The 20,203-nt window shown below is 62.8% G+C and carries 18 protein-coding genes; 8 read left to right on the forward strand and 10 right to left on the reverse strand.

Annotated elements, in window-relative coordinates; genetic code table 11:
• Positions 1–58 precede the first annotated feature (58 nt).
• The gene (locus tag ACQ4WZ_RS02950) at positions 59–481 is read right to left on the reverse strand and encodes a hypothetical protein (protein ID WP_133990018.1); all 423 of its coding nucleotides are present in this window, start codon (positions 479–481) and stop codon (positions 59–61) included.
• A gap of 69 nt (positions 482–550) precedes the next feature.
• Entirely contained in the window at positions 551–1,264 is a 714-nt protein-coding gene (locus ACQ4WZ_RS02955) for a FadR/GntR family transcriptional regulator (protein ID WP_436572541.1), read from the reverse strand.
• Between the two features lie 154 nt (positions 1,265–1,418).
• Between ACQ4WZ_RS02955 and ACQ4WZ_RS02960 the strand changes: the two genes are divergently transcribed.
• From ACQ4WZ_RS02960 to ACQ4WZ_RS02975, 4 genes are all read left to right on the forward strand, one after another.
• Positions 1,419–2,216, forward strand: coding sequence for a (Fe-S)-binding protein (locus ACQ4WZ_RS02960; protein ID WP_101482206.1), 798 nt, complete (start codon positions 1,419–1,421; stop codon positions 2,214–2,216).
• Positions 2,213–2,929 carry a LutC/YkgG family protein gene (locus ACQ4WZ_RS02965; RefSeq protein ID WP_101482205.1) on the forward strand — a complete coding sequence of 239 codons (717 nt, stop codon included), beginning with the start codon at positions 2,213–2,215 and terminating at the stop codon, positions 2,927–2,929. Before ACQ4WZ_RS02960 ends, ACQ4WZ_RS02965 begins: the two co-directional genes overlap by 4 nt.
• Positions 2,926–4,371, forward strand: coding sequence for a LutB/LldF family L-lactate oxidation iron-sulfur protein (locus ACQ4WZ_RS02970; protein ID WP_436572542.1), 1,446 nt, complete (start codon positions 2,926–2,928; stop codon positions 4,369–4,371). Before ACQ4WZ_RS02965 ends, ACQ4WZ_RS02970 begins: the two co-directional genes overlap by 4 nt.
• A 102-nt stretch (positions 4,372–4,473) precedes the next feature.
• Positions 4,474–6,180, forward strand: a complete 1,707-nt coding sequence (locus tag ACQ4WZ_RS02975; protein ID WP_436572543.1) for a lactate permease LctP family transporter — start codon at positions 4,474–4,476, stop codon at positions 6,178–6,180.
• Between the two features lie 58 nt (positions 6,181–6,238).
• Here ACQ4WZ_RS02975 and ACQ4WZ_RS02980 read toward each other — a convergent pair whose 3' ends face one another.
• Together ACQ4WZ_RS02980 and ACQ4WZ_RS02985 are read right to left on the reverse strand one after the other, a co-directional pair.
• Positions 6,239–6,754: an NADPH-dependent FMN reductase gene (locus ACQ4WZ_RS02980; RefSeq protein WP_436572544.1), complete on the reverse strand. Its 516-nt coding sequence runs from the start codon at positions 6,752–6,754 to the stop codon at positions 6,239–6,241.
• 123 nt (positions 6,755–6,877) lie between these two features.
• Positions 6,878–7,111, reverse strand: coding sequence for a DUF3563 family protein (locus ACQ4WZ_RS02985; RefSeq protein WP_101482201.1), 234 nt, complete (start codon positions 7,109–7,111; stop codon positions 6,878–6,880).
• A gap of 436 nt (positions 7,112–7,547) precedes the next feature.
• Between ACQ4WZ_RS02985 and fucP the strand changes: the two genes are divergently transcribed.
• Positions 7,548–8,852, forward strand: coding sequence for an L-fucose:H+ symporter permease (gene fucP, locus ACQ4WZ_RS02990; RefSeq protein WP_436572545.1), 1,305 nt, complete (start codon positions 7,548–7,550; stop codon positions 8,850–8,852).
• A 52-nt stretch (positions 8,853–8,904) separates the two neighbouring features.
• On the opposite strand, the gene ACQ4WZ_RS02995 is transcribed toward fucP, so the two are convergent.
• The gene (locus ACQ4WZ_RS02995) at positions 8,905–9,798 is read right to left on the reverse strand and encodes a LysR substrate-binding domain-containing protein (RefSeq protein ID WP_436572546.1); all 894 of its coding nucleotides are present in this window, start codon (positions 9,796–9,798) and stop codon (positions 8,905–8,907) included.
• Positions 9,799–9,957: 159 nt separating this feature from the next.
• On the opposite strand from ACQ4WZ_RS02995, the gene scpC reads away from it, so the two are divergent.
• Positions 9,958–11,454, forward strand: coding sequence for a succinyl-CoA:acetate CoA-transferase ScpC (gene scpC / locus ACQ4WZ_RS03000; protein ID WP_436572547.1), 1,497 nt, complete (start codon positions 9,958–9,960; stop codon positions 11,452–11,454).
• Positions 11,455–11,542: 88 nt separating this feature from the next.
• Here scpC and ACQ4WZ_RS03005 read toward each other — a convergent pair whose 3' ends face one another.
• Positions 11,543–12,205 carry a TetR/AcrR family transcriptional regulator gene (locus ACQ4WZ_RS03005; protein ID WP_101482199.1) on the reverse strand — a complete coding sequence of 221 codons (663 nt, stop codon included), beginning with the start codon at positions 12,203–12,205 and terminating at the stop codon, positions 11,543–11,545.
• 302 nt (positions 12,206–12,507) lie between these two features.
• On the opposite strand from ACQ4WZ_RS03005, the gene ACQ4WZ_RS03010 reads away from it, so the two are divergent.
• Positions 12,508–13,629, forward strand: coding sequence for a M14 family metallopeptidase (locus tag ACQ4WZ_RS03010; RefSeq protein WP_133990034.1), 1,122 nt, complete (start codon positions 12,508–12,510; stop codon positions 13,627–13,629).
• Positions 13,630–13,641: 12 nt separating this feature from the next.
• Complete coding sequence (locus ACQ4WZ_RS03015) at positions 13,642–14,106, forward strand: CYTH domain-containing protein (protein WP_101484656.1); 465 nt, start codon at positions 13,642–13,644, stop codon at positions 14,104–14,106.
• 175 nt (positions 14,107–14,281) lie between these two features.
• On the opposite strand, the gene ACQ4WZ_RS03020 is transcribed toward ACQ4WZ_RS03015, so the two are convergent.
• The 4 genes from ACQ4WZ_RS03020 to ACQ4WZ_RS03035 form a co-directional block, all read right to left on the reverse strand.
• The gene (locus tag ACQ4WZ_RS03020) at positions 14,282–15,535 is read right to left on the reverse strand and encodes a DUF2863 family protein (protein WP_101482197.1); all 1,254 of its coding nucleotides are present in this window, start codon (positions 15,533–15,535) and stop codon (positions 14,282–14,284) included.
• A gap of 213 nt (positions 15,536–15,748) precedes the next feature.
• Positions 15,749–18,469: an aconitate hydratase AcnA gene (gene acnA / locus ACQ4WZ_RS03025; protein ID WP_101482196.1), complete on the reverse strand. Its 2,721-nt coding sequence runs from the start codon at positions 18,467–18,469 to the stop codon at positions 15,749–15,751.
• Between the two features lie 88 nt (positions 18,470–18,557).
• The gene (locus ACQ4WZ_RS03030; RefSeq protein ID WP_101482195.1) at positions 18,558–19,103 is read right to left on the reverse strand and encodes a hypothetical protein; all 546 of its coding nucleotides are present in this window, start codon (positions 19,101–19,103) and stop codon (positions 18,558–18,560) included.
• A gap of 13 nt (positions 19,104–19,116) precedes the next feature.
• Positions 19,117–20,115 (reverse strand): HpcH/HpaI aldolase/citrate lyase family protein, encoded by a 999-nt coding sequence (locus ACQ4WZ_RS03035; RefSeq protein WP_101482194.1) that lies wholly within the window; start codon positions 20,113–20,115, stop codon positions 19,117–19,119.
• Positions 20,116–20,203 lie beyond the last annotated feature (88 nt).

The raw sequence follows: 20,203 nt of genomic DNA on the forward strand, positions 1-20,203 counted from the left end.
GTGGAAGTCAATAAAGTTGCGCTACGGAAATCGTAAGTTGTTGTTTCCTGGAACTTTTTCATGCTCCTGTCACATTCGGCCTGCCACGGCAGACTGCCTGTTGCAAGCTGGCCAGCAAGCCGGGCAGGGCCGCATGCAGGGCAGGCAGCTCGCCATCCAGTAGCTCGGTCTGCGCCTCCACCAGGCCCGATGGCTGGCCCCAGACGATTTTTGCGCTCAGCCGGGCGCTGGCGTCGAGTCCCGTGACGCTGACCAGCAGGGCGACTTCTTCCGGTGCATCCTCGGGCACTTCCCCGAGCAGGCAGGAAATGCCGAAATGATAATCCTCGAAAGCGCTGGCCGTGCCGCTGGAAAAGGCGAACACGGAGGCGAGCACCTGAGGCGCAGCGGCCACGAGTGGCGGCAGGGCGGCGCGGAACAGGGGCAGCAAGTCGTTTTCCAGCTGGAGTACCAGCGGATGGGTGTGGCTAAGGACGGTCATGCGAGAGTGAAGTGAGTGGCGGCGCGCGATGGTAGCAGTTTTTGCCGCCTTTGAGTTCATGTACTGGTCCTACCAGTGGCCTCCATCGTCTTCGCTGGTGACGCGCGTACGGACGAAATCGATGTGGCTTTGCATGGCCGTGCGCGCCTCCTCGGGCTGGCTGGCGCAGATGGCCTCGCACAGGGTGCGGTGCTGCGACAGCAGTTGCAGCGAGGTGGCGTCATCCTGCTGGCGCAAGCCCGTGCCATTGATGGTGATATGTTCGCGCAGCATGCCGATGATGCTGGTGTGCAAGTGCAGGAACATGGTGTTGTGCGACGCTTGCGCGATGACTTCATGCAGCCGCGCATCGGCCTGCGCCTCGCCGTGCTTGTCGTCGCTGGCGCGCGCCTGTTCCAGTTCGGCCAGCAGCGCCATGATCTGCGCGCGCTCGCCGGTGCTGGCCCGTTGCGCCGCAAAATAGGCCGTCGCTCCTTCCAGCACGCGGCGAAATTCCAGGATGTCGTCGCGCAGGGCGGGGTGGTCGGCCACCAGCTGGCTCCACGGCGAGGCTATGCCGGTGCGCAATTGATCTGTCACAAATACACCGGCGCCGCGCCGGCTGCGCACCAGTCCCCGCGCCGCCAGGCGCTGCACCGCTTCGCGCACGGTATTGCGCGAGACCCCATATTGCAGCGCCAGCAGGCGCTCGGCCGGCAGCTGCGCGCCCGCCGGCAGGCTGCCGTCCAGCAGGGCTGTCTCCAGCCTGCGCATCACCATTTCGACCCTGCCCCGCGTTTGCATGCCTGTCGCCATCGCTGTTGTCTCGTTTGTTGTTTTCAAGTGGTCCGAGCAATTTGAAGTGGCTCGCGGAAGCTGGAATTATGCGTGAACCGGTCATTCTTAACAACACACAGCGGCGCCGCAGCAACATACAGAGCGCCGGGGAGACACACTCATGCAGCCAGACCCGCGCCAGCCACGCCAGTATCCGCCCGCACCGCTCCAGGTGTACCTGTTCGCCACCTGCCTGGTCGACCTGTTCGTGCCGCAGGCGGGGCTCGACGCGGTGCGCCTGCTGGAGCGGGAAGGCTTGCTGGTGCATTATCCGCGCGGGCAGAGCTGCTGCGGCCAGCCTGCCTACAGCAGCGGCAACCCGGAGCAGGCGCGTGCCGTGGCGCGCGCCCAGCTCGACCTGTTTGCGCAGCCCTGGCCCGTGATCGTGCCGTCCGGTTCCTGCGCCGGCATGATGCGCCACCACTGGCCGCAGCTGTTCCAGGACGACCCGGTCGCTGGTCCCAAGGCGTTGGAGCTGGCCGGACGCGTGTATGAACTGAGCGAATTTCTCCTCTGCGTGCTGAAACTCGACCTGGCCAGCCTGGCCCTGGCCGACCCCGGGCAGGCGGATGAAAACGTGGTGCTGCATACCTCGTGCGGCGCGCGCCGCGAAATGGGCACGCGCCAGCACGGCGTGGCCCTGGTCGACGCCTTGCCCGGCGTGACGCGCATCGAACATCAGCGCGAATCGGAATGCTGCGGCTTTGGCGGCACGTTTTCATTGAAGCACCCGGACATTTCCGGCGCCATGGTCAGCGACAAGATCGCTTCGGCCTGTGCCACGGGCTGCGACCGGCTCGTCTCGGCCGACTGCGGCTGCCTGCTCAATATCGGCCACGCCGCGCAGCACCAGGGCGCGCCGCTGCCCGTCGAGCACCTGGCCAGTTTTTTGTGGCGCCGCACGGGAGGCGCGGCATGAGCGCGGCCCTGACTGCCCGCGAACGCATGCTGGGACGGCTGCGCGCAGCCAAGCCCGCCTCGCCTGTGGCGGTGGACACCATCGACGTCGCCATCGACAGCCACTACCAGGCACGCCGCGCGCAAGCGCCGCAGTCGCCGCACCAGCAGATGGCCGCCATGCAGGCCGCCTTGCGTGCCGCGCATGCGCAAGTCGATTGCGTGAGCGCAGACGCCTGGCCCGCCATGCTGGCGCAGCGCCTGGGCGCGCACGGCGTGCACCGTCTGCTGTTCGATGCCGGCAGCGCCGAAGGGCGGGCATTGAACGCCGCCTTGCCGACCGGCGTAGAAGCGCTGTCTTTTGAGCGTCCCCTGGCGCAATGGAAGGGCGAGTTGTTCGATAGCGTCGACGCGGGTTTCACGGTCGCCCGTTCGGGTATCGCCGCCAGCGGCACCCTGGTCATCGCACCTGACGCAGCCACGCCGCGCACGGTGTCGCTGGCGCCACCGCTGCACATTTGCCTCGTGTATGCGAGCACCCTGCACGCGGACTTGCACGCGGCGGCGCGCGCCGAGCGCTGGGCGGACGGCATGCCGGCCAACCTGGTGCTGGTGTCTGGCCCCTCGAAAACGTCCGATATCCAGCAAACCCTGGCCTATGGCGCGCACGGCCCGCGCTGGCTGTGGGTGCTGATCATCGATGACTTGTCAGCCCATGAAGGAGGCCAGCCATGAACGCCAAGCCCTTGCAATTCGTCAAACCGGCAGACTTCCACGCGCGCGCGCGCGCCGCGCTGGACGACCCGAAGCTGCGCCAGAGCTTTCGCGGCGCCATGGATTTTTTACAGGACAAACGCAGCGCCCAATTCCCCGATGGCGATGAGCTGGAGCGCCTGCGCGACATCGGCGAAGCTGTGCGCCAGCACGCACTGGCGCGCCTGCCCGATCTGCTGGTGCAGCTGGAAGACAAGCTGACGGCGGCCGGCGTGCAGGTGCACTGGGCCGAGGATGGCGAGCAGGCCAACGCCATCATCCACGCCATCGCCCAGCGCAATCAGGCGACGCGCTTTATCAAGGGCAAGTCGATGGCCAGCGAGGAAATCGAGCTCAATCACTACCTGGAAGCGCGCGGCATGACGTGCCTGGAGTCGGACATGGGCGAGTACATCGTGCAGCTGGCCGGCGAGAAGCCGTCGCACATCGTCATGCCGGCGATTCACAAGACCCGCGCGGACATCGCCGGCCTGTTCGCCGAGCATATCCCCGATGCGCCCTACACGGAAGACGTAGATAGCCTGATCCAGACGGGCCGGCGCGCCCTGCGCCACGCCTTCGTCGAGGCCGACATCGGCCTGTCAGGCGTGAACTTCGCGGCGGCCGACACGGGCACCCTGTGGCTGGTGGAAAACGAGGGCAATGGCCGCCTGACGACGTCCGTGCCGGAGGTGCACATCGCCATCATGGGCATGGAAAAGGTGGTGGCCAAGCTGGAACATATCGTGCCGCTGGCGAGTCTCCTGACGCGCTCCGCGACGGGGCAGGCGATCACCACCTATTTCAACCTGATTTCCGGCCCGCGCCGCGCGGGTGAAAAGGATGGGCCGCGCGAAGTGCACCTAGTGCTGCTCGATAACGGCCGCAGCCAGGCCTACGCGGACGAGCAGCTGCGCGCCACCTTGCAGTGCATCCGCTGCGGCGCCTGCATGAACCACTGCCCCGTTTATACGCGCATCGGCGGCCACGCCTACGGCACCACGTATCCGGGGCCGATCGGCAAGATCATCTCGCCCCACTTGCTGGGGCTCGCCGCGACGGCCGACCTGGCCACCGCTTCCAGCCTGTGCGGCGCCTGCGGCGAAGTGTGCCCCGTGCGCATCCCGATTCCGCAACTGCTCGTGCGCCTGCGCACGGAGGCGAACCGCAATCCCGGCGAACAGGTGGCCCATCCGCTGCGCGGCCAGGGCGCCAAGTTCAGCCGCGGCGAAAGCCTGATCTGGCGTTTCTGGAGCGGCGCCTTTGCGCGCCCCGCCAGCTACCGCCTGTTCCGCTGGGCCGCCACGCGCCTGCGGCTGCTGACGCCGCGCGCGCAACTGGGCTGGACGCAGCACCGCAAGCCTTTGACGCCGGCGCCGCGCAGCCTGGCCGACCTGCTCAACGCACGGGGGCAGGAAGAATAGCCCCGCCCGGCAGCACCGAAGCACCGCAAAAAACACGCTACACACAATTACATCAAAAGCCGTTTTTTTTACTCAACCCGCATCCACCGGAGGAGACCCGACATGCAAACCTGGACCCAACTTTATACCCCGCTCGGCAGCTTGTGGCTGTCGTCGCTGGCGGCAGCCGTTCCCATCATTTTCTTCTTTATCGCCCTGGCGGCGCTGCGCATCAAGGGCCACGTGGCGGCCGCCGTCACCCTGGCGCTGGCGCTGGCTGTGGCGATTTTCGCTTACGGCATGCCCGTGCCGCAGGCGCTGGCGGCGGCCGGTTACGGTTTTGCTTACGGCTTGTGGCCCATCGCGTGGATCATCGTCACGGCCGTCTTCCTGTACAAGATCGTCGTGAAAACGGGGCAGATCGAGATCATCCGCGCCTCCGTGCTGTCGGTCACGGACGACCAGCGCCTGCAGGTGCTGCTGATCGGCTTTGCCTTCGGCGCCTTCCTGGAAGGGGCTGCCGGTTTCGGCGCGCCCGTGGCCATCACGTCGGCGCTGCTGGTGGGCCTGGGCTTCAACCCGCTGTACGCGGCGGGCCTGTGCCTGATCGCCAACACGGCGCCCGTGGCCTTTGGCGCCATGGGCATCCCCATCATTGTGGCGGGCCAGGTGACAGGCATCGACCCGTTCCTGATCGGCGCCATGGCGGGCCGCCAGTTGCCGCTGCTGTCGCTGCTGGTGCCGTTCTGGCTGGTGTTCATGATGGATGGCTTCCGCGGCGTGCGCGAAGTGTGGCCGGCCGCGCTGGTGACGGGTTTGAGCTTTGCCGTCACCCAGTACTTCACTTCCAACCATATCGGCCCTGAACTGCCGGACATCACCTCGGCCCTCGTCAGCCTGGTGTCGCTGACCTTGTTCCTGAAAGTGTGGCAGCCGAAGAATGCGAAAGTGGCCCATGCCGTCGGCGGCGGCACGGCCGCGCTGTCCGGTTTTGGCGGTGGCGCCGGCAAGACGGACCTGCGCGGCAGCGGCAGCCGCGCCGCCTCGCCCTATACGACGGCGCAGACCATGCGCGCCTGGGCGCCGTTTGGCCTGTTGACGGCCATCGTCACCGTGTGGAGCCTGCCCGGCTTCAAGGCCCTGTTTGCCGCCGGCGGGGCGCTATCGAGCCTGGTCATCAAGATCCACGTGCCCTACCTGGACCAGCTGGTGATCAAGACCATGCCCATCGTGGCCGTGCCGAAGGCGTATGACGCCGTGTTCAAGCTGGACTTGCTGTCGGCTGTGGGCACGGCGATTTTGCTGACGGCCGTGCTGTCCATGCTGATGCTGCGCATGAAGCCGCGCGATGGCCTCAAGGCCTTCGTGGAAACCGTGGTGGAATTGCGCCGTCCCGTGCTGTCGATTGGCCTGGTGCTGGCGTTTGCCTTCGTTGCCAATTACTCGGGCATGTCGTCCACCCTGGCCCTGTTGCTAGCCGGCAGCGGCGCTGCCTTCCCGTTCTTCTCCCCATTCCTGGGCTGGCTGGGCGTCTTCCTGACGGGTTCCGACACTTCCTCGAACGCCTTGTTCTGCTCCTTGCAAAACACCACGGCGCACCAGATCGGCGTGTCCGACACCTTGCTGGTGGCGGCCAATACGACGGGTGGCGTGACGGCGAAGATGATTTCGCCCCAATCGATCGCTGTCGCCTGCGCGGCAACGGGCCTGGTGGGCAAGGAATCGGACCTGTTCCGCTTTACCTTGAAGCACAGTCTGCTATTTGCCGTGATCATCGGCATCATTACCATGCTGCAGGCGTACGTCTTCACCGGCATGATCCCACACTGAGCGGTCCGTAGAAGTACGTAGTAAAACTAGATAAACTGATAGCGAAACGTGCAGAGGGTCATGAAAATGACCTGATGCACTGCAGCATATCGAGGATGGCCCGGCGCAATGCCGGGTCTGCAGCGATGCCGTCCGCATCGAGACCCGACCCCAGCAAAGGCAGGCTGATGCAGGCCTCGTCGATCACGCGCGCCGACATGGTGCGCACCGTTTCGCGCAAGGCCGCCTGCGCATGCGTGGCGCGCGGCGAGGTGTTCAGCAGCACCAGCGGCTTGTCGATGAATGATTCATTTCCCACCATCCAGTCCAGCGCGTTTTTCATGGGGCCGCTCACGCCGTGCGCGTATTCGGGGCTGGCCAGCATCAGCACGTCGGCTGCCAGGATGGCGTCGCGCAGGCCCGTCACGGCCGGCAGGCTGTCGGCGTCGAGGTCGGGATTGAACAGGGGTAATTCTCCCAGTCCCTGATAGATGCGGATTGCATAGTCCGCCGGGGCAAGCCGGGCGATGGCGTGCAGCAGGGCGGTGTTCAGAGAGGCGGCGCGCAGGCTGCCGGCGATGGCGAGGATGGTCATGGGCGTTTGCATTCCGCCTGTATAGCCCATCCTGTGCTCAAGCGCAAGGCGAGCAGGATGGTGCTATCGATGTTGTTACAGCCGATGACGGGCTGCGATGCGTGGCTGGGTACTGCGTCACTCTTAACGGCTGAGGCCGCTCATCCAGCTTGGCTGCGGGTTGGCACGGGCCAGTTCGCGCATGCGGTATTCCAGATCGTAGCGGTCGGTCGATTCGGCCAGGTAGGCTTCTTCGTAAGCACGTTCTCGGCGGTCGCTGCTTTGGTTCAGCCAGGCGCCCACACGTTTGGCGGCGTGGATCAGGGTGGCGACGATATTGCTGTTTTGCGTGGTGTGGTAAGTAAATGCGGTAGACATGGCAGACTCCTTGAGTGGCGTGCCGCGTTGTGCTGCACTGCAATATAAGTATAGCGATTCCAAGTTATAAGGCTACTTTTGATTTCAAATGTCAGCTATTCATTTTTCAAATAACAGGCGGGAAAGCTGCGCAATACGGGGCTTTAAGGCATAATGCCGGCGCAGTATCGTAGTTTTACTACAAGACTGTTTTGTTCTGAATGTTGTTTTCAGACGCAGCCCGCAGGCATGCCGCGTCCACAAAACATCATTCTGACGAGAAACGGTCGGCCGTGCGCCTGTCGCGCGCAAGAGTCGCCCTGCCTGCCCCCATTTCGCTGATGGCAGTCATGGCCCACGCTGATATCTGCGTGGCGCTTGCGCGTCCTGGTGCTGCCCGGGTGGAAACGCTTCCATGCCTGGCAAGATCAACTTGGAATTGAAAAATGGAGAAGGTATGGAATACGTAAAGCAAGGCCAAAGCGTACAGTCCGCACAGGCCGGCACGCAAAACAATACGGGCGCCCTGATCATTGTCACGGTGCTGTTTTTCATGTGGGGGCTGCTGACATCGCTCAATGATGTGCTGATTCCCCATCTGCGCTCGATCTACACCTTGACCTATGTCCAGGCGATGCTGGTGCAGTTCTGCTTCTTTGGCGCTTACGCCATCGTTTCACTGCCAGCGGGCATGCTGATCAAGAAAATCGGCTACCAGCGCGGCGTCGTCGCCGGCTTGCTGATCGCGGCTGCAGGCTGCGCCATGTTCTACCCGGCATCGACCGGCAGCTACGCGCTGTTCCTCTTGTCCTTCTTCATCCTGGCGGCCGGCATCACCGTGCTGCAAGTGGCGGCCAATCCCTACGTGACGGAACTGGGCGACCCGCAGACGGCGTCGAGCCGTTTGACCCTGACACAAGCCTTCAATGCGCTGGGTACCACCGTGGCGCCGGCCCTGGGCGGCATGCTGATCTTGTCCGGCACCGTGCTGACGGTGCAGCAGTTCGACCTGTTGCCGGCGGCCGAGCAGCTGGCTTACCGCGCCAAGGAGGCGGCCTCCGTGCAAGGTCCTTACCTGGTGCTGGCCGCTACGCTGGTGATCCTGGCCGTGCTGTTCGCGCTGGCAAAATTGCCGAAGATTTCGCATGCCGGCGATGCGGCTGCCCTGGCGCAGGCTGGCGACAAGGTCTCGATCTGGTCGCACCGCCACCTGGTGCTGGGCGCGCTGGCCATCTTCCTGTATGTGGGCGGTGAAGTCAGCATCGGCAGCTTCCTGATCAACTTCCTGGGCGAGAGCCATATCGCTGGCCTCAGCCACGCCGACGCCGCCTATTTCGTCAGCTATTACTGGGGTGGTGCCATGCTGGGCCGCTTCGTCGGCTTTGCCGTGATGCGCTATGTCAGCCCGGGCAAGACCCTGGCCTTCAACGCCGCCGTCGTCATCGCGCTGATCCTCGTTGCCGTGTTCTCCAGCGGTCATACTGCCATGTGGGCATTGATCGCCGTCGGCCTGTTTAACTCCATCATGTTCCCGACCATCTTCAGCATGGCCCTGAACAAGCTGGGTGCGCAAACGGGGCAAGGTTCGGGCATCCTGTGCATGGCTATCGTCGGCGGCGCCATCGTGCCGTTCATCCAGGGCTTCCTGGCCGACCACATCAACCTGCAGCTGTCCTTCCTCGTGCCGGCCCTGTGCTACACCTTCATTTTGTACTTCGGCTGGAAATACGCCAGCATGTACAACGACGCCGCCGCCAAATAAGGCGCGCTGTCGTGATCAATCAAAAGGGTGGCCTCGGCCACCCTTTTTTACGTCAGTGCGCGAACTGCGTGCCCAGCACGTCCTGGCAGACCTCGAGCCAGGCGCGCGCCGCGTGCGACAGATAGCGCCCGCTCCAGACGTGCGCCACCTGCCACGCCACCTCCGGTTCGATGATGCGCACCGCCTCAAGCGGTTCGCCGGCCAGGCGGTGGATGAAGGGCTCAGGCAGCAGGGCCACGCCCAGGCCGGCCGAGGCCATCGCCACCAGCCAGTCCCACTGTCCGCTCTGCGCCGCGATGGTCGGTGTGAAGCCCGCCTGCGCGAAATGCTGGCGCAGGCTGCGCGTGAGCGCGAAATCATCTTTCAACAGCACCAGCGGCAGCTCGGCCAGCGCCTTGAAGGGCAAGCTAGTGCGCTTTTTCTGGAACGTGCCCGGCTCAGCCAGGGCCCAGATCGGGTAGCTGGCGATGGTCACCGCCACGAGGTCCAGTTCCGGGTCGGCCGGCAGCACCGTCATGCCGATTTCCAGCTCGCCGGCCGCCACTTTGCGCTCGATCTGCTGGCCCGTATCTTCCTGCAGGGTCAGGCTGATGTTCGGGTGGCGCGTGCGGAAGGCCTTCAATACGGGCGTGAACAGCACATTGATCATGGGCGGGATGCCGACCGTCAGGCTGCCGCGCTGCAAGGTCTGCGTGTCGCGCACTTCGAGGGTCAGCTGGCGCATATTGGCCAGCATTTCCTGGCCGTGCTGGTAGACGATGCGGCCCGTGTCCGTCAGGGTCAGCTTGCGCCCGTCGCGCACCAGCAGCTGCGCGCCCACTTCTTCTTCCAGCTGGCGCACCATCTTGCTGATGGTCGACTGGGTCAGGTGCAGCGATTCGGCCGCCTGCGTAAAGCTCGACAGGCGCACGGTTTCGACAAAATAGCGCAGGGAACGGATATCCAAGATGGGGCTCGCCTCGGCGAAGCATGAAAATATCGACTGGGTTTGGCGAAATTAATTCATGCCATGCATGTAGCCGGGATTTTATACTGAATCCACTTATGGGGTTGGTGTATGACAGCCATCCAGTTTGAGAATATTAAGAATATCAGGAGCATCACGATGTACGAGGACCGTATCCGCCACCCAGGCTTGCTCGGCAAAATCATGAGCGCCGATGAGGCAGCCAAATTGTTCCACAACGGCATGCGTGTCGGCATGAGCGGGTTCACCCGTGCCGGCGACGCCAAGGCCCTGCCGCGCGCGCTGGCCGAGCGCGCCCTGAAAGATCCCTTGAGCCTGACCCTGATCACGGGCGCTTCGCTTGGCAATGGCAGCGACGGCCTGATGGCCGAGGCGGGCGTGCTGGCGCGCCGCATGCCATTCCAGGTCGACCCGGTCTTGCGCGGCAAGATCAACAAGGGCGAGGTCATGTTCATCGACCAGCATCTGTCGGAAACGGCTGAGCAGTTGCGTTCGGGCAACCTGGCGGCCGTCGATATCGCCGTCATCGAAGCGACGGCCATCACGGCGGCCGGCGCCATCATCCCGACCATGTCGGTGGGCAATTCCGCCGCCTTCGCCCAGCAGGCAACGCAAGTCATCATCGAAATCAACCTGTCCACGCCGCTGGCGCTGGAAGGCTTGCACGACATTTATATTCCGCAAGCCCTGCCGGGCCGCGAGCCGATTCCGCTCACGCGCGTCGACCAGCGCCTGGGCAGCACGGCCATTGCCATCGATCCGGCCCGCATCGCCGCCATTGTCATCACGGATAGCCCCGACAGCCCGTCGAACGCCTTGCCGCCCGACGCGGAAACGCAGGCCATCGCCAGCCATGTGATCGCCTTCCTGGAAGGCGAAGTGGCGGCCGGGCGCATGGGGCCGGAATTGCTGCCCCTGCAGGCGGGCATCGGCACCATCGCCAACGCCGTGCTGCATGGCCTGATCGGCTCGCCCTTCCGGAACATGACCATGTATTCGGAAGTGCTGCAGGATAGCGCCATCGAGCTGCTCGATTCGGGTCAGCTGGCGTTCGCCTCGGCCTCGTCGATCACCCTGTCGGCCGCCGTGCATCAAAAGCTGATGGACAATATCGACCATTACCGGTCAAAAATCGTGCTGCGTCCGCAAGAGATCAGCAACCACCCGGAAATCGTGCGCCGCCTGGGCATCATTGCCCTGAACACGGCGCTGGAATTCGATATCTACGGCAACGTCAACTCCACGCACGTGTGCGGCACGCACATGATGAACGGCATCGGTGGCTCGGGCGACTTTGCGCGGAACGGGCAAGTGTCGATGTTCGTGTCGAAATCGGCGGCCAAGGGTGGACGTATTTCCAGCGTCGTGCCGATGGTCTCGCATGTGGATCATACGGAGCATGACGTCGATGTGCTGGTAACGGAGTGGGGCTATGCGGACTTGCGCGGACTGGCGCCGCGCGAACGGGCGCCGTTGATCATCGAGCGCTGCACGCACCCCGATTACCGCGATCAATTGCGCGCGTATTACGACGCGGCATGCCAGCGCGGCGGTCACACGCCGCACATATTGGAGCAGGCGCTGTCATGGCATACGCGCTACCAGGAAACGCAGAGCATGCTGGCAGCGCAGTAAGCTTGCTTAAGCTCGAAACAGGGCAGGGCGGTGCAGCACCGCGCCTGCCCACTTTTTTTGCCTGGCGCATGTTGCGCCAGATCAAGGGTCAGACCGCTGGCGCAAAGCGCAGTCGGATGCCTGCCGTCACGACGGCCAGCAAGTCGTCGATATGCGCATTCATTTCCGGGTGCGGCGTCCATGGGTCGCCCGCATCCATGACGATGCGCAGCGAAACGAGGCCGTGCAGCGATTGCCAGAAGATTTGCGTCATCGTGTGCAGCGCTGGCTCGTCCTGGCGCACCTTGCCCGCCTGCGCCAGTTCGCCGAACAGGTGCAACGCGTAGGCGTATGGATCCTGCTCGATATTGCCGTGTTCCACTTCTACAGCGTCGATTTCCGCATGCGGGCGCAATTCCATGAAGATCAGCGAATACTCGTCGGGATGCTGGAAACCGTACTCGATGTACGCGCGACCGACCAGGCGGATGCGATCCCATGGGTCTATGCTGTTGGCGGACGCACTGCGCATGGCGCGCACCAGTTCAAGCAAGTCCTTGTCCATGGCCTGGGCGATCAAGGTGGCCTTGTCGCGGAACAGGGCGTACACGACGGTGGTGGAAAAACCGGCCGCCTCGGCCACTTTGCGGATGGAGACGGCGCGCGCGCCTCCCTTTTTGATGAGGTCTTTGACGACGTCGATGATGTGCTCGCGCCGCGCCTGAGCCTCGCGTAGCTTTCTTTCCTGAATATTGGTCAACTTCTTGTCCACGATTCTTTCCTGGCGACTCTATGAAAGCAGGAATTATAGGGTGGCGATGGCCTGCCAATGTGTCTGGCATTGTTACAATTCAGTTTTTTCTCCGGTGGATGGGACAGTGAACCGATTTTTCGCCCTTTTGCCCGGCGCTTTGCCATCGATGCCCCGGATTGGTGCATAAAGCGCCCGCCCAGGCTTTGCTAACGGGACCAAAGGGCGGAAAATAGCGGGATAGCTTACACTGCGGTTTTTCGCGCAACGGCGCTGGCCCACGAGGCAACGCCGGAACACTTACATTCGGACGGGATCATTACATGACCATTAAAATCAGCCAGAACTTCGACTCGGGCGCCATCGACGTAGTAAGCGCCACGAGCTTTGCTGCCATCGACCTGAACTTGCGCAAGGATAGCCACGCGGACATCCATCAGTGGTTCCACTTCCGCCTGCAGGGCGCCCGGGACCAGGCATGCACGATGCGCATCCTGAACGCGGGCCAGGCCACCTATCCTGCCGGCTATGAAGGCTACCAGGCCGTGGCCAGCTACGACAGCGAAAACTGGTTCCGCGTGCCGACCTCGTTCGACGGCCAGGTCATGACGATTTCGCATACGCCGGAACTCGACAGCGTGTACTACGCCTATTTCGAACCGTATTCGTGGGAGCGCCATTTGCGCCTGCTGGGCGAAGTGGCCGAGCATCCGCTGGCGCGCGTCTCCGACCTGGGCAGCACGGTCGACGGCCGCGACATGAATATGGTCACCATTGGCAACCCGCAGGCGGAAAAGAAAATCTGGGTCATCGCGCGCCAGCATCCGGGCGAATCGATGGCCGAATGGTTCGTCGAAGGCCTGATCGATTCCCTGCTGGACGACGCCAACCCGATCGCGCGCAAGCTGTTGCAGCGGGCCGTGTTCCACATCGTGCCGAACATGAACCCGGACGGTTCCATCCGCGGCAACCTGCGCACGAATGCGGCAGGCGCCAACCTGAACCGTGAATGGATGACGCCATCACTGGAGTCCAGCCCGGAAGTGCTGTGCGTGAAAAACAAGATCCACGAGACGGGCGTCGACATGTTCTTCGACATCCACGGCGATGAAGCGTTGCCGTACAACTTCGTGGCCGGCAATGAAATGCTGGAAAACTTCACGCCGGCGCAAGCGGCGCACCAGAAAGCCTTCATTGAGCGCTACAAGCAGGCCAGCCCTGACTTCCAGGACAAGTTCGGCTATGCGGCCAGCAAGTACAAGTCGGACATGCTGACCCTGGCATCGAAGTACATCGGCCACCACTTCGGCTGCCTGGCGCTGACCCTGGAAATGCCGTTCAAGGAAAACGCCGACTTGCCCGATCCGGCCGTGGGCTGGAATGGCGCGCGCAGCGCGGCACTGGGCGCGGCCATGCTGCAGCCCATCCTGCTGTCGCTGGATTGAACGGCGTTGATCATGGGCGTCGAGATCGAGCGTAAATTCCTGTTGCAAGGCGACGCCTGGCGCGGCCTGGGGCAGGCTGTATTGCTGCGCCAGGGCTATTTATCGTCGGCGCGCGAGCGCGTGGTGCGCGTGCGCATCGAGGGCGAGCAGGCGATGCTGACCATCAAGGGCGCGAACGTGGGCGCGACGCGCGGCGAGTGGGAGTATCCGATTCCGCTGGCCGATGCGGCCGAACTGCTCGACGGCCTGTGTGAACAGCCGCTGATCGAAAAGTATCGCCACCGCATCGAACATGCGGGCATGGTGTGGGAAGTCGACGAGTTTCTGGGCGCGAATGCGGGTTTGATCGTGGCCGAGATCGAACTGGCTTCGGAAGACCAGCCCTTCGAGAAACCCGACTGGGTCGGCGCGGAAGTGTCGGGCGATGCGCGCTACTACAACGCGAACCTGATCCGCCACCCGTTTTCACAGTGGTGATGGCGCGTTAAAAAGCTTGTTGCAATGAAAAAGGCGGAACCGAGGTTCCGCCTTTTTTGCATGCGCTGGTGGTGTTGTCGGATTACGCGCTGCGCGCGAATCCGACCTACAGCCCGTACCGGCATCGTAGGTCGGATTAGCCGGTACGGCGTAATCCGACAACACCGTTACAGCATCAGTGGAAATGCTCGGTACCTTGCGGCGTATCTTCCGGCATTTCCGCATGCGCCAGCTCGCCGACGGGATCGGCAAACAAAGGTGCGCCGCAATCGTCGCAGTATTCACCGACAAAGCGTTCCGCGTGGCGCTTGATCTGCGTCACGCCGGCCGCGTTCAGGTGCTCGATGATTTCATCGACGGGCGTCTTTTGCTTGTCCAGCGCGGCGATGCCGACCTGGATCAGGCCTTCGATCGGCGTGCCATCCTCGTCTTCCTGGCCATATAAAGGCCAGACGATGCCGTAGATGACGTCCGGCGCCTGGCGCAGGGTGAAGGCGATGCGGTACTCATCCACCTGCCCATCGGCCGCTTCCTCGCCGAAACCGGCGATGACGGCGCGCAGTTCCGACGGCTCGATGGCCAGCGTGTGCGTCAGGTAGTGCACGGCGGCGCGCACGGAAACGGGGCGTATCAGCTTGTCCGCTTCGCGGCAGGCCACGTAGTACGCTTCCGGCAGCAGCAGTTCCAGGCCGCAGCCGGGCAGCAGGCGGGCAATCGTCGGCGTTGCCTGCGTGCGCCATTGTTCCAGGGCGGCGCTGCGCTCGGCGATGAAGTCGAGCTGGTTCGACGGCGTCTGCCAGCGGAACAGCGGTGCGCCGCTTGGCGCCACCACGGCCACCAGCAGGTAGCGCGTATCGGCCAGGAAGGGCGCCGTTTCGGCTTCTTTGCTTGATGGCTTGACGGCCGTGCCTTTCAGAGCGGCCAGTGCCAGCTTCTGCGTCTTGGCATAGGTCTCGACGTGGCTGCGCGGCAGCTGGTCGATCGAGTACAGGGTTGGCGCCATGGCCATCTTCGTGCCATCGGCCAGCAGGTGGGCCGCAAAGTGTGCGGACAATACGCCGTGCGCGTCGCCGGCCATGGCGCCGGAAGCGATGGAAAAGCGCGTCCACGCGAGGATGGGCACGGCGACCAGCAGGGCGTCGTAGCGCACGTCTTCATGCGTGATGACGGTCGATTCACTGATGGCTTCAACGCAGTCCATCAGCACGTCGTAGGCGTTCAAGTCTTCCTTGAACAGGCTGCCCAGGGTGTTGTCGATGGTGTCCTGGTGGCCGGTTTTGAGTAATTTCTGGAGCTGCGTATCCAGGCTGTGTTCCCAGGACCGCTCTTCGAGACGGCTGGCTGCCTGTACGATCGCCTGGGCAAAGGTGACCAGGCGCTGGCTGTCGGCAGTCAGTTTATGGGATGAATCTTTGGAAGGACGACGCATAGCGGGATAAGAGTCTCGGAAAGTGAAAAAAATGGATCAGTCAAACAATGATAAACCCTTATAACCGTATTGTAGAGGATTCGGCCGCACGCAATACGTAAGCTCTCCTCAGATCATGCCAATAGTCGAAATTTCAAGGAAAAACGGGGTGCAGGGACGAAAAAAAGCGCCGGTCGAAACCGGCGCTCTTATCTTGCCTTACAGCTGGGCTGATTACTCGGCCAGCAGTTGACGCAACACGAATGGCAGGATACCGCCATGCTTGTAGTAATCGACTTCGATAGGCGTATCGATGCGCAGCAGCACTTTCACGTCGACGCTGGTGCCGTCGGCGCGGTGGATCACCAGGGTAGCCAGTTGCTGTGGCTTGATTTCGCCTTCGAGGCCTTTCAGGTCGAAGGTTTCATTGCCGGTGATACCCAGGGTTTGCACGCTGTCGTCGCCGATGAATTGCAGTGGCAGTACGCCCATGCCCACCAGGTTCGAGCGGTGGATGCGTTCGAACGAACGGGTGATCACGGCTTTCACGCCCAGCAGTTGGGTGCCCTTGGCGGCCCAGTCGCGCGACGAGCCCGTACCGTACTCTTCGCCGCCGAAGACCATGGTTGGCGTACCTTCAGCAACATACTTCATCGCTGCGTCGTAGATCGACATCTGTTCGCCGGAAGGCTGGTGAATCGTGATGCCGCCTTCGACTGCCGAACCGTCTGCCTTGGCAGGGATCATGCGGTTTTTGATACGCACGTTGGCAAACGTGCCGCGCATCATGATTTCATGGTTGCCGCGACGCGAGCCATAGGAGTTGAAGTCCGCTTTCAGGACGCCGTTTTCCTTCAGCCACTTGCCTGCAGGGCCGTTTTCCTGGATCGAGCCGGCTGGCGAGATGTGGTCGGTGGTGATGGAATCGCCGAACACGCCCAGTGCGCGCGCGCCTTCGATGCCGGTGGCGACAGCTGCTGGCGTCATCGAGAAGTTGTCGAAGAACGGTGGTTCCGCGATGTAGGTCGATTTCGGCCAGTTGTAGACTTGACCGGACACGGTGGTGACTTTTTCCCACAGCTTGCCTGGTGCGCCCTTGACGTCGGCGTAGTTGTCCTTGAACACCTTGGCGTTCATGGCGAACTTCATCATGGCCGACACTTCAGCCGAGCTTGGCCAGATGTCGCCCAGGTAGATGTCCTTGCCGCCCTTGCCCTTGCCGACTGGCTCGGTCATCAGGTCGCGCGTCATGTTGCCGGCGATGGCGTAGGCGACGACCAGCGGTGGCGAAGCCAGGAAGTTCGAGCGGATGTTCGGATGAATACGCGCTTCGAAGTTGCGGTTGCCCGACAGCACGGCCGAGGCGACGATGTCGTGCGTGGCGATGGCTGCGTTCAGCTCAGGCGTCAGGTCGCCCGCATTGCCGATACAGGTGGTGCAGCCGTAGGCGGTCACGCCGAAGCCCAGTTTTTCCAGGTATGGCAGCAGGCCGGCAGCGGTCAGGTACTCGGTCACGACGCGCGAGCCGGGAGCCAGCGAGGTCTTGATGTGCGGTGCGACTTTCAGGCCGGCTTCCACGGCTTTCTTGGCCAGCAGGCCGGCAGCCAGCATCACGCTCGGGTTCGAGGTATTGGTGCACGAGGTGATCGCGGCGATCAGCACGTCGCCGTTCGACACTTTCACGCCGTTCGTCGTTTCGTACACGGCAGCCAGGTCGGCCGGATTCTTGTTGAAGCCGTTTTCCGTGGTTGGCTTGGCGAACAGCTCGGCGAAGTTCGCCTTGACGTTGCCGATTTCGATACGATCCTGCGGGCGTTTCGGGCCGGCCAGCGACGGAGCGACCGACGCCAGGTTCAGTTCCACCACGCGGGTGTAGTCGATGTCGCCCGCTTTTGGAATGCCGTACAGGTTTTGCGCCTTGAAGTAGCCTTCGAACGCGGCGATTTCAGCCTTGCTGCGGCCGGTGCCCTTGAAGTAATCGATGGTCGCGTCGTCGACCGGGAAGAAGCCCATGGTCGCGCCGTATTCCGGTGCCATGTTGGCGATCGTCGCGCGGTCCGTCAGGGTCAGCGATTCGGTGCCTTCGCCGAAGAATTCGACGAACTTGCCGACGACTTTCTCTTTGCGCAGCAATTCGGTGATGGTCAGCACCAGGTCGGTGGCGGTACAGCCTTCGCGCAGGGCGCCGGTCAGGTTCACGCCGATGACGTCTGGCGTCAGGAAGTAGACTGGCTGGCCCAGCATGCCGGCTTCCGCCTCGATGCCGCCCACACCCCAGCCGACCACGCCGATGCCGTTGATCATGGTGGTGTGCGAGTCGGTGCCGACCAGGGTGTCAGGGTAGTACACATCGCCGGCTTTCTTGCCTGCGTGGTGCACGCCGCGCGCCAAGTATTCCAGGTTGACCTGGTGGACGATGCCGAAGCCTGGTGGCACGACGCCGAAGGTGTCGAATGCCTGCATGCCCCATTTCATGAACTGGTAACGCTCGTTGTTACGCGAGAATTCCAGTTTCATGTTCAGGTCCAGCGCTTTCTTTTCGCGGTAGTGATCGATGGTCACCGAGTGGTCGACCACCAGGTCGACCGGCACCAGCGGTTCGATCTTCTTGGCGTTGATACCCATCTTGGCGGCCACGTTGCGCATCGCTGCCAGGTCGGCCAGCAGAGGTACGCCGGTGAAGTCTTGCAGCACGACGCGCGCTACTACGAACGGGATCTCGTCGGTGCGCTCGGCGGTCGGGCCCCAGCTCGCCAATTGCTTGACGTGTTCTTCGGTGACTTTTTTGCCGTCGCAGTTGCGCAGTACCGATTCGAGCACGATGCGAATCGACACTGGCAGGCGGGAGACATTGATGCCCAGGCTTTTTTCCAGCGCAGGCAGGGAATACAGCTTGCCCTTCTTGCTATCCGAAATATTAAAGTCCTTGAGCGTGTTCAGAGTGTTGCGGGACATGACCTCTCCTTGTTGGGTATCGTCTATTTATTGATTATTCAAATTAAAAAACATGACTGAGCCCCCGAAGAGGCCCTTGCTGCGCACATCAGCCGCCGGTAACTGGCAAGACGCCCAGCGATGGCGGGGCTTCCACCACTGCCGCCGGTTTGGCTTGCTCCGCATCCTTGCATTCATTGGCCAGCTGGCGGCCCTGCTTGGAATCGAGCAGCATGCCTTTGGCGGGGATACCGATCCAGACCAGGCCGTACAAGCGGTTCTCGAAGCGGTTGGCGCCGGTGGTGGTGCCAACGCGGCTCAGGCGGTGCAGGCGCTTCTTCCAGCGCAGGGCGATGTGTTTGTCGTCAGTAGCATTGGTGTAGATGGTAATTTTATTACCAAGTTCACAATTGAAATCGGTGGAGGCCGAGCCTGCGGTGTTCGGTTCATCGGCTTCTTCCTTGTCGGCGACCGACATGGCCAGCGGATGGGCTTCCTTGGCGGCCGCCTTGGCCTTGGTGGCCTTGGCTTTCGGCTTGGCCTTGACTGCCTTGGCATTTGCCTCTGCCGTGGCGGCGAAGCTGGCTGGCGCCAGCGTGAGGGTCATGGCGCCCAGCGCGACGCTGCAGGCAATTGCTAATTTGGAGATGGACATCGTGTAATTCCTGTCAGTTTTCAGTGGTGCTGGTAGGCAGCGCGTTGAGTAATGCAGCGGCCGCCTCGGGCAGGCCCAGGCCTGCCAGTTTGGCGCGTTGCAAAACGGTCCAATAATATCGGTAGCTGGCGCGGTCATGCAAGCGGCCATTTTGCGCAATCGGTCCCCAGTTGGCGCGCAGCGCTTCATTCAGAATGTTGCTGGCCTCGTTGACTTCGGACAGGCGCGGCGTGAAGGCCTTGATGATGGGCTTGATCTGGTCCGGATGGATGCTCCACATGCGCGTGTAGCCGAACTCGGCCGTTGCGCGCTGGGCGTCATTCGCCACCACGGCCGAATCGCGCACGTCCGTCGTCACATTGTGCGACGGCACCTTGCCGTGCGCGTGGCAGGCGGCCGCCACTTCCAGCTTGGCGCGCACCACCAGCGGGTGCGTGAACTGGCCCGGCGTACGCATGGCGGCGGCGGGAATGGCGCCGTAATGGGCCGAGACGAAATCCATGATGCCGAACGACAGGCATTCGACCTGGGGCAGGGCCGCGATGGCGTAGGCGTCGCGCAGCGCCCCATGCGTCTCGATCAGGATATGCACGGGCAGGTTGTCGCGGCCGGCGCGGCGCGCGTGCAGGTTGATCAGGTCGATGGCCAGCATGGCATCCTGCACGCCGCCCACCTTGGGCACGGCGATGTAGGCCAGGCGGGCCGCTGCGGTGCAGATGATTTCCACGTCGCGCGTGAAAAACGGGCTGTCGACGTCGTGCACGCGTACGCCGATGCGGTTGAACTGGTTCTCGTCGCTGGCCAGCAGGCCGGCGATCATGTGGGCGTGGGTTTCTTCATTGCCGGCGCTGGCGCCGTCTTCGCAGTCGAACGTGATGTCGAACAGGGGGCCAAGCTCTTGTTGCAAAGCAATCGATTTACGCATCAGCTTTTCAGAGCCGGCGTAGTGGTCGCAAGCGGCGAGCAACAGCGGCTGGCGTTTGCCTTGGAATAAAACCTCGGAAGGGTGCATGCTTAAGGCATTTCTGCAGGTAAAAACTACTTGATAAAACAGCCGCGCCGCGAATCTCGCGGGGCGGCCTTCTTGGCGGGCGGCGCTC

The sequence above is a fragment of the Janthinobacterium darwini genome, from assembly GCF_051380905.1.
In the GTDB taxonomy this organism is placed as follows: Bacteria; Pseudomonadota; Gammaproteobacteria; order Burkholderiales; family Burkholderiaceae_D; genus Janthinobacterium.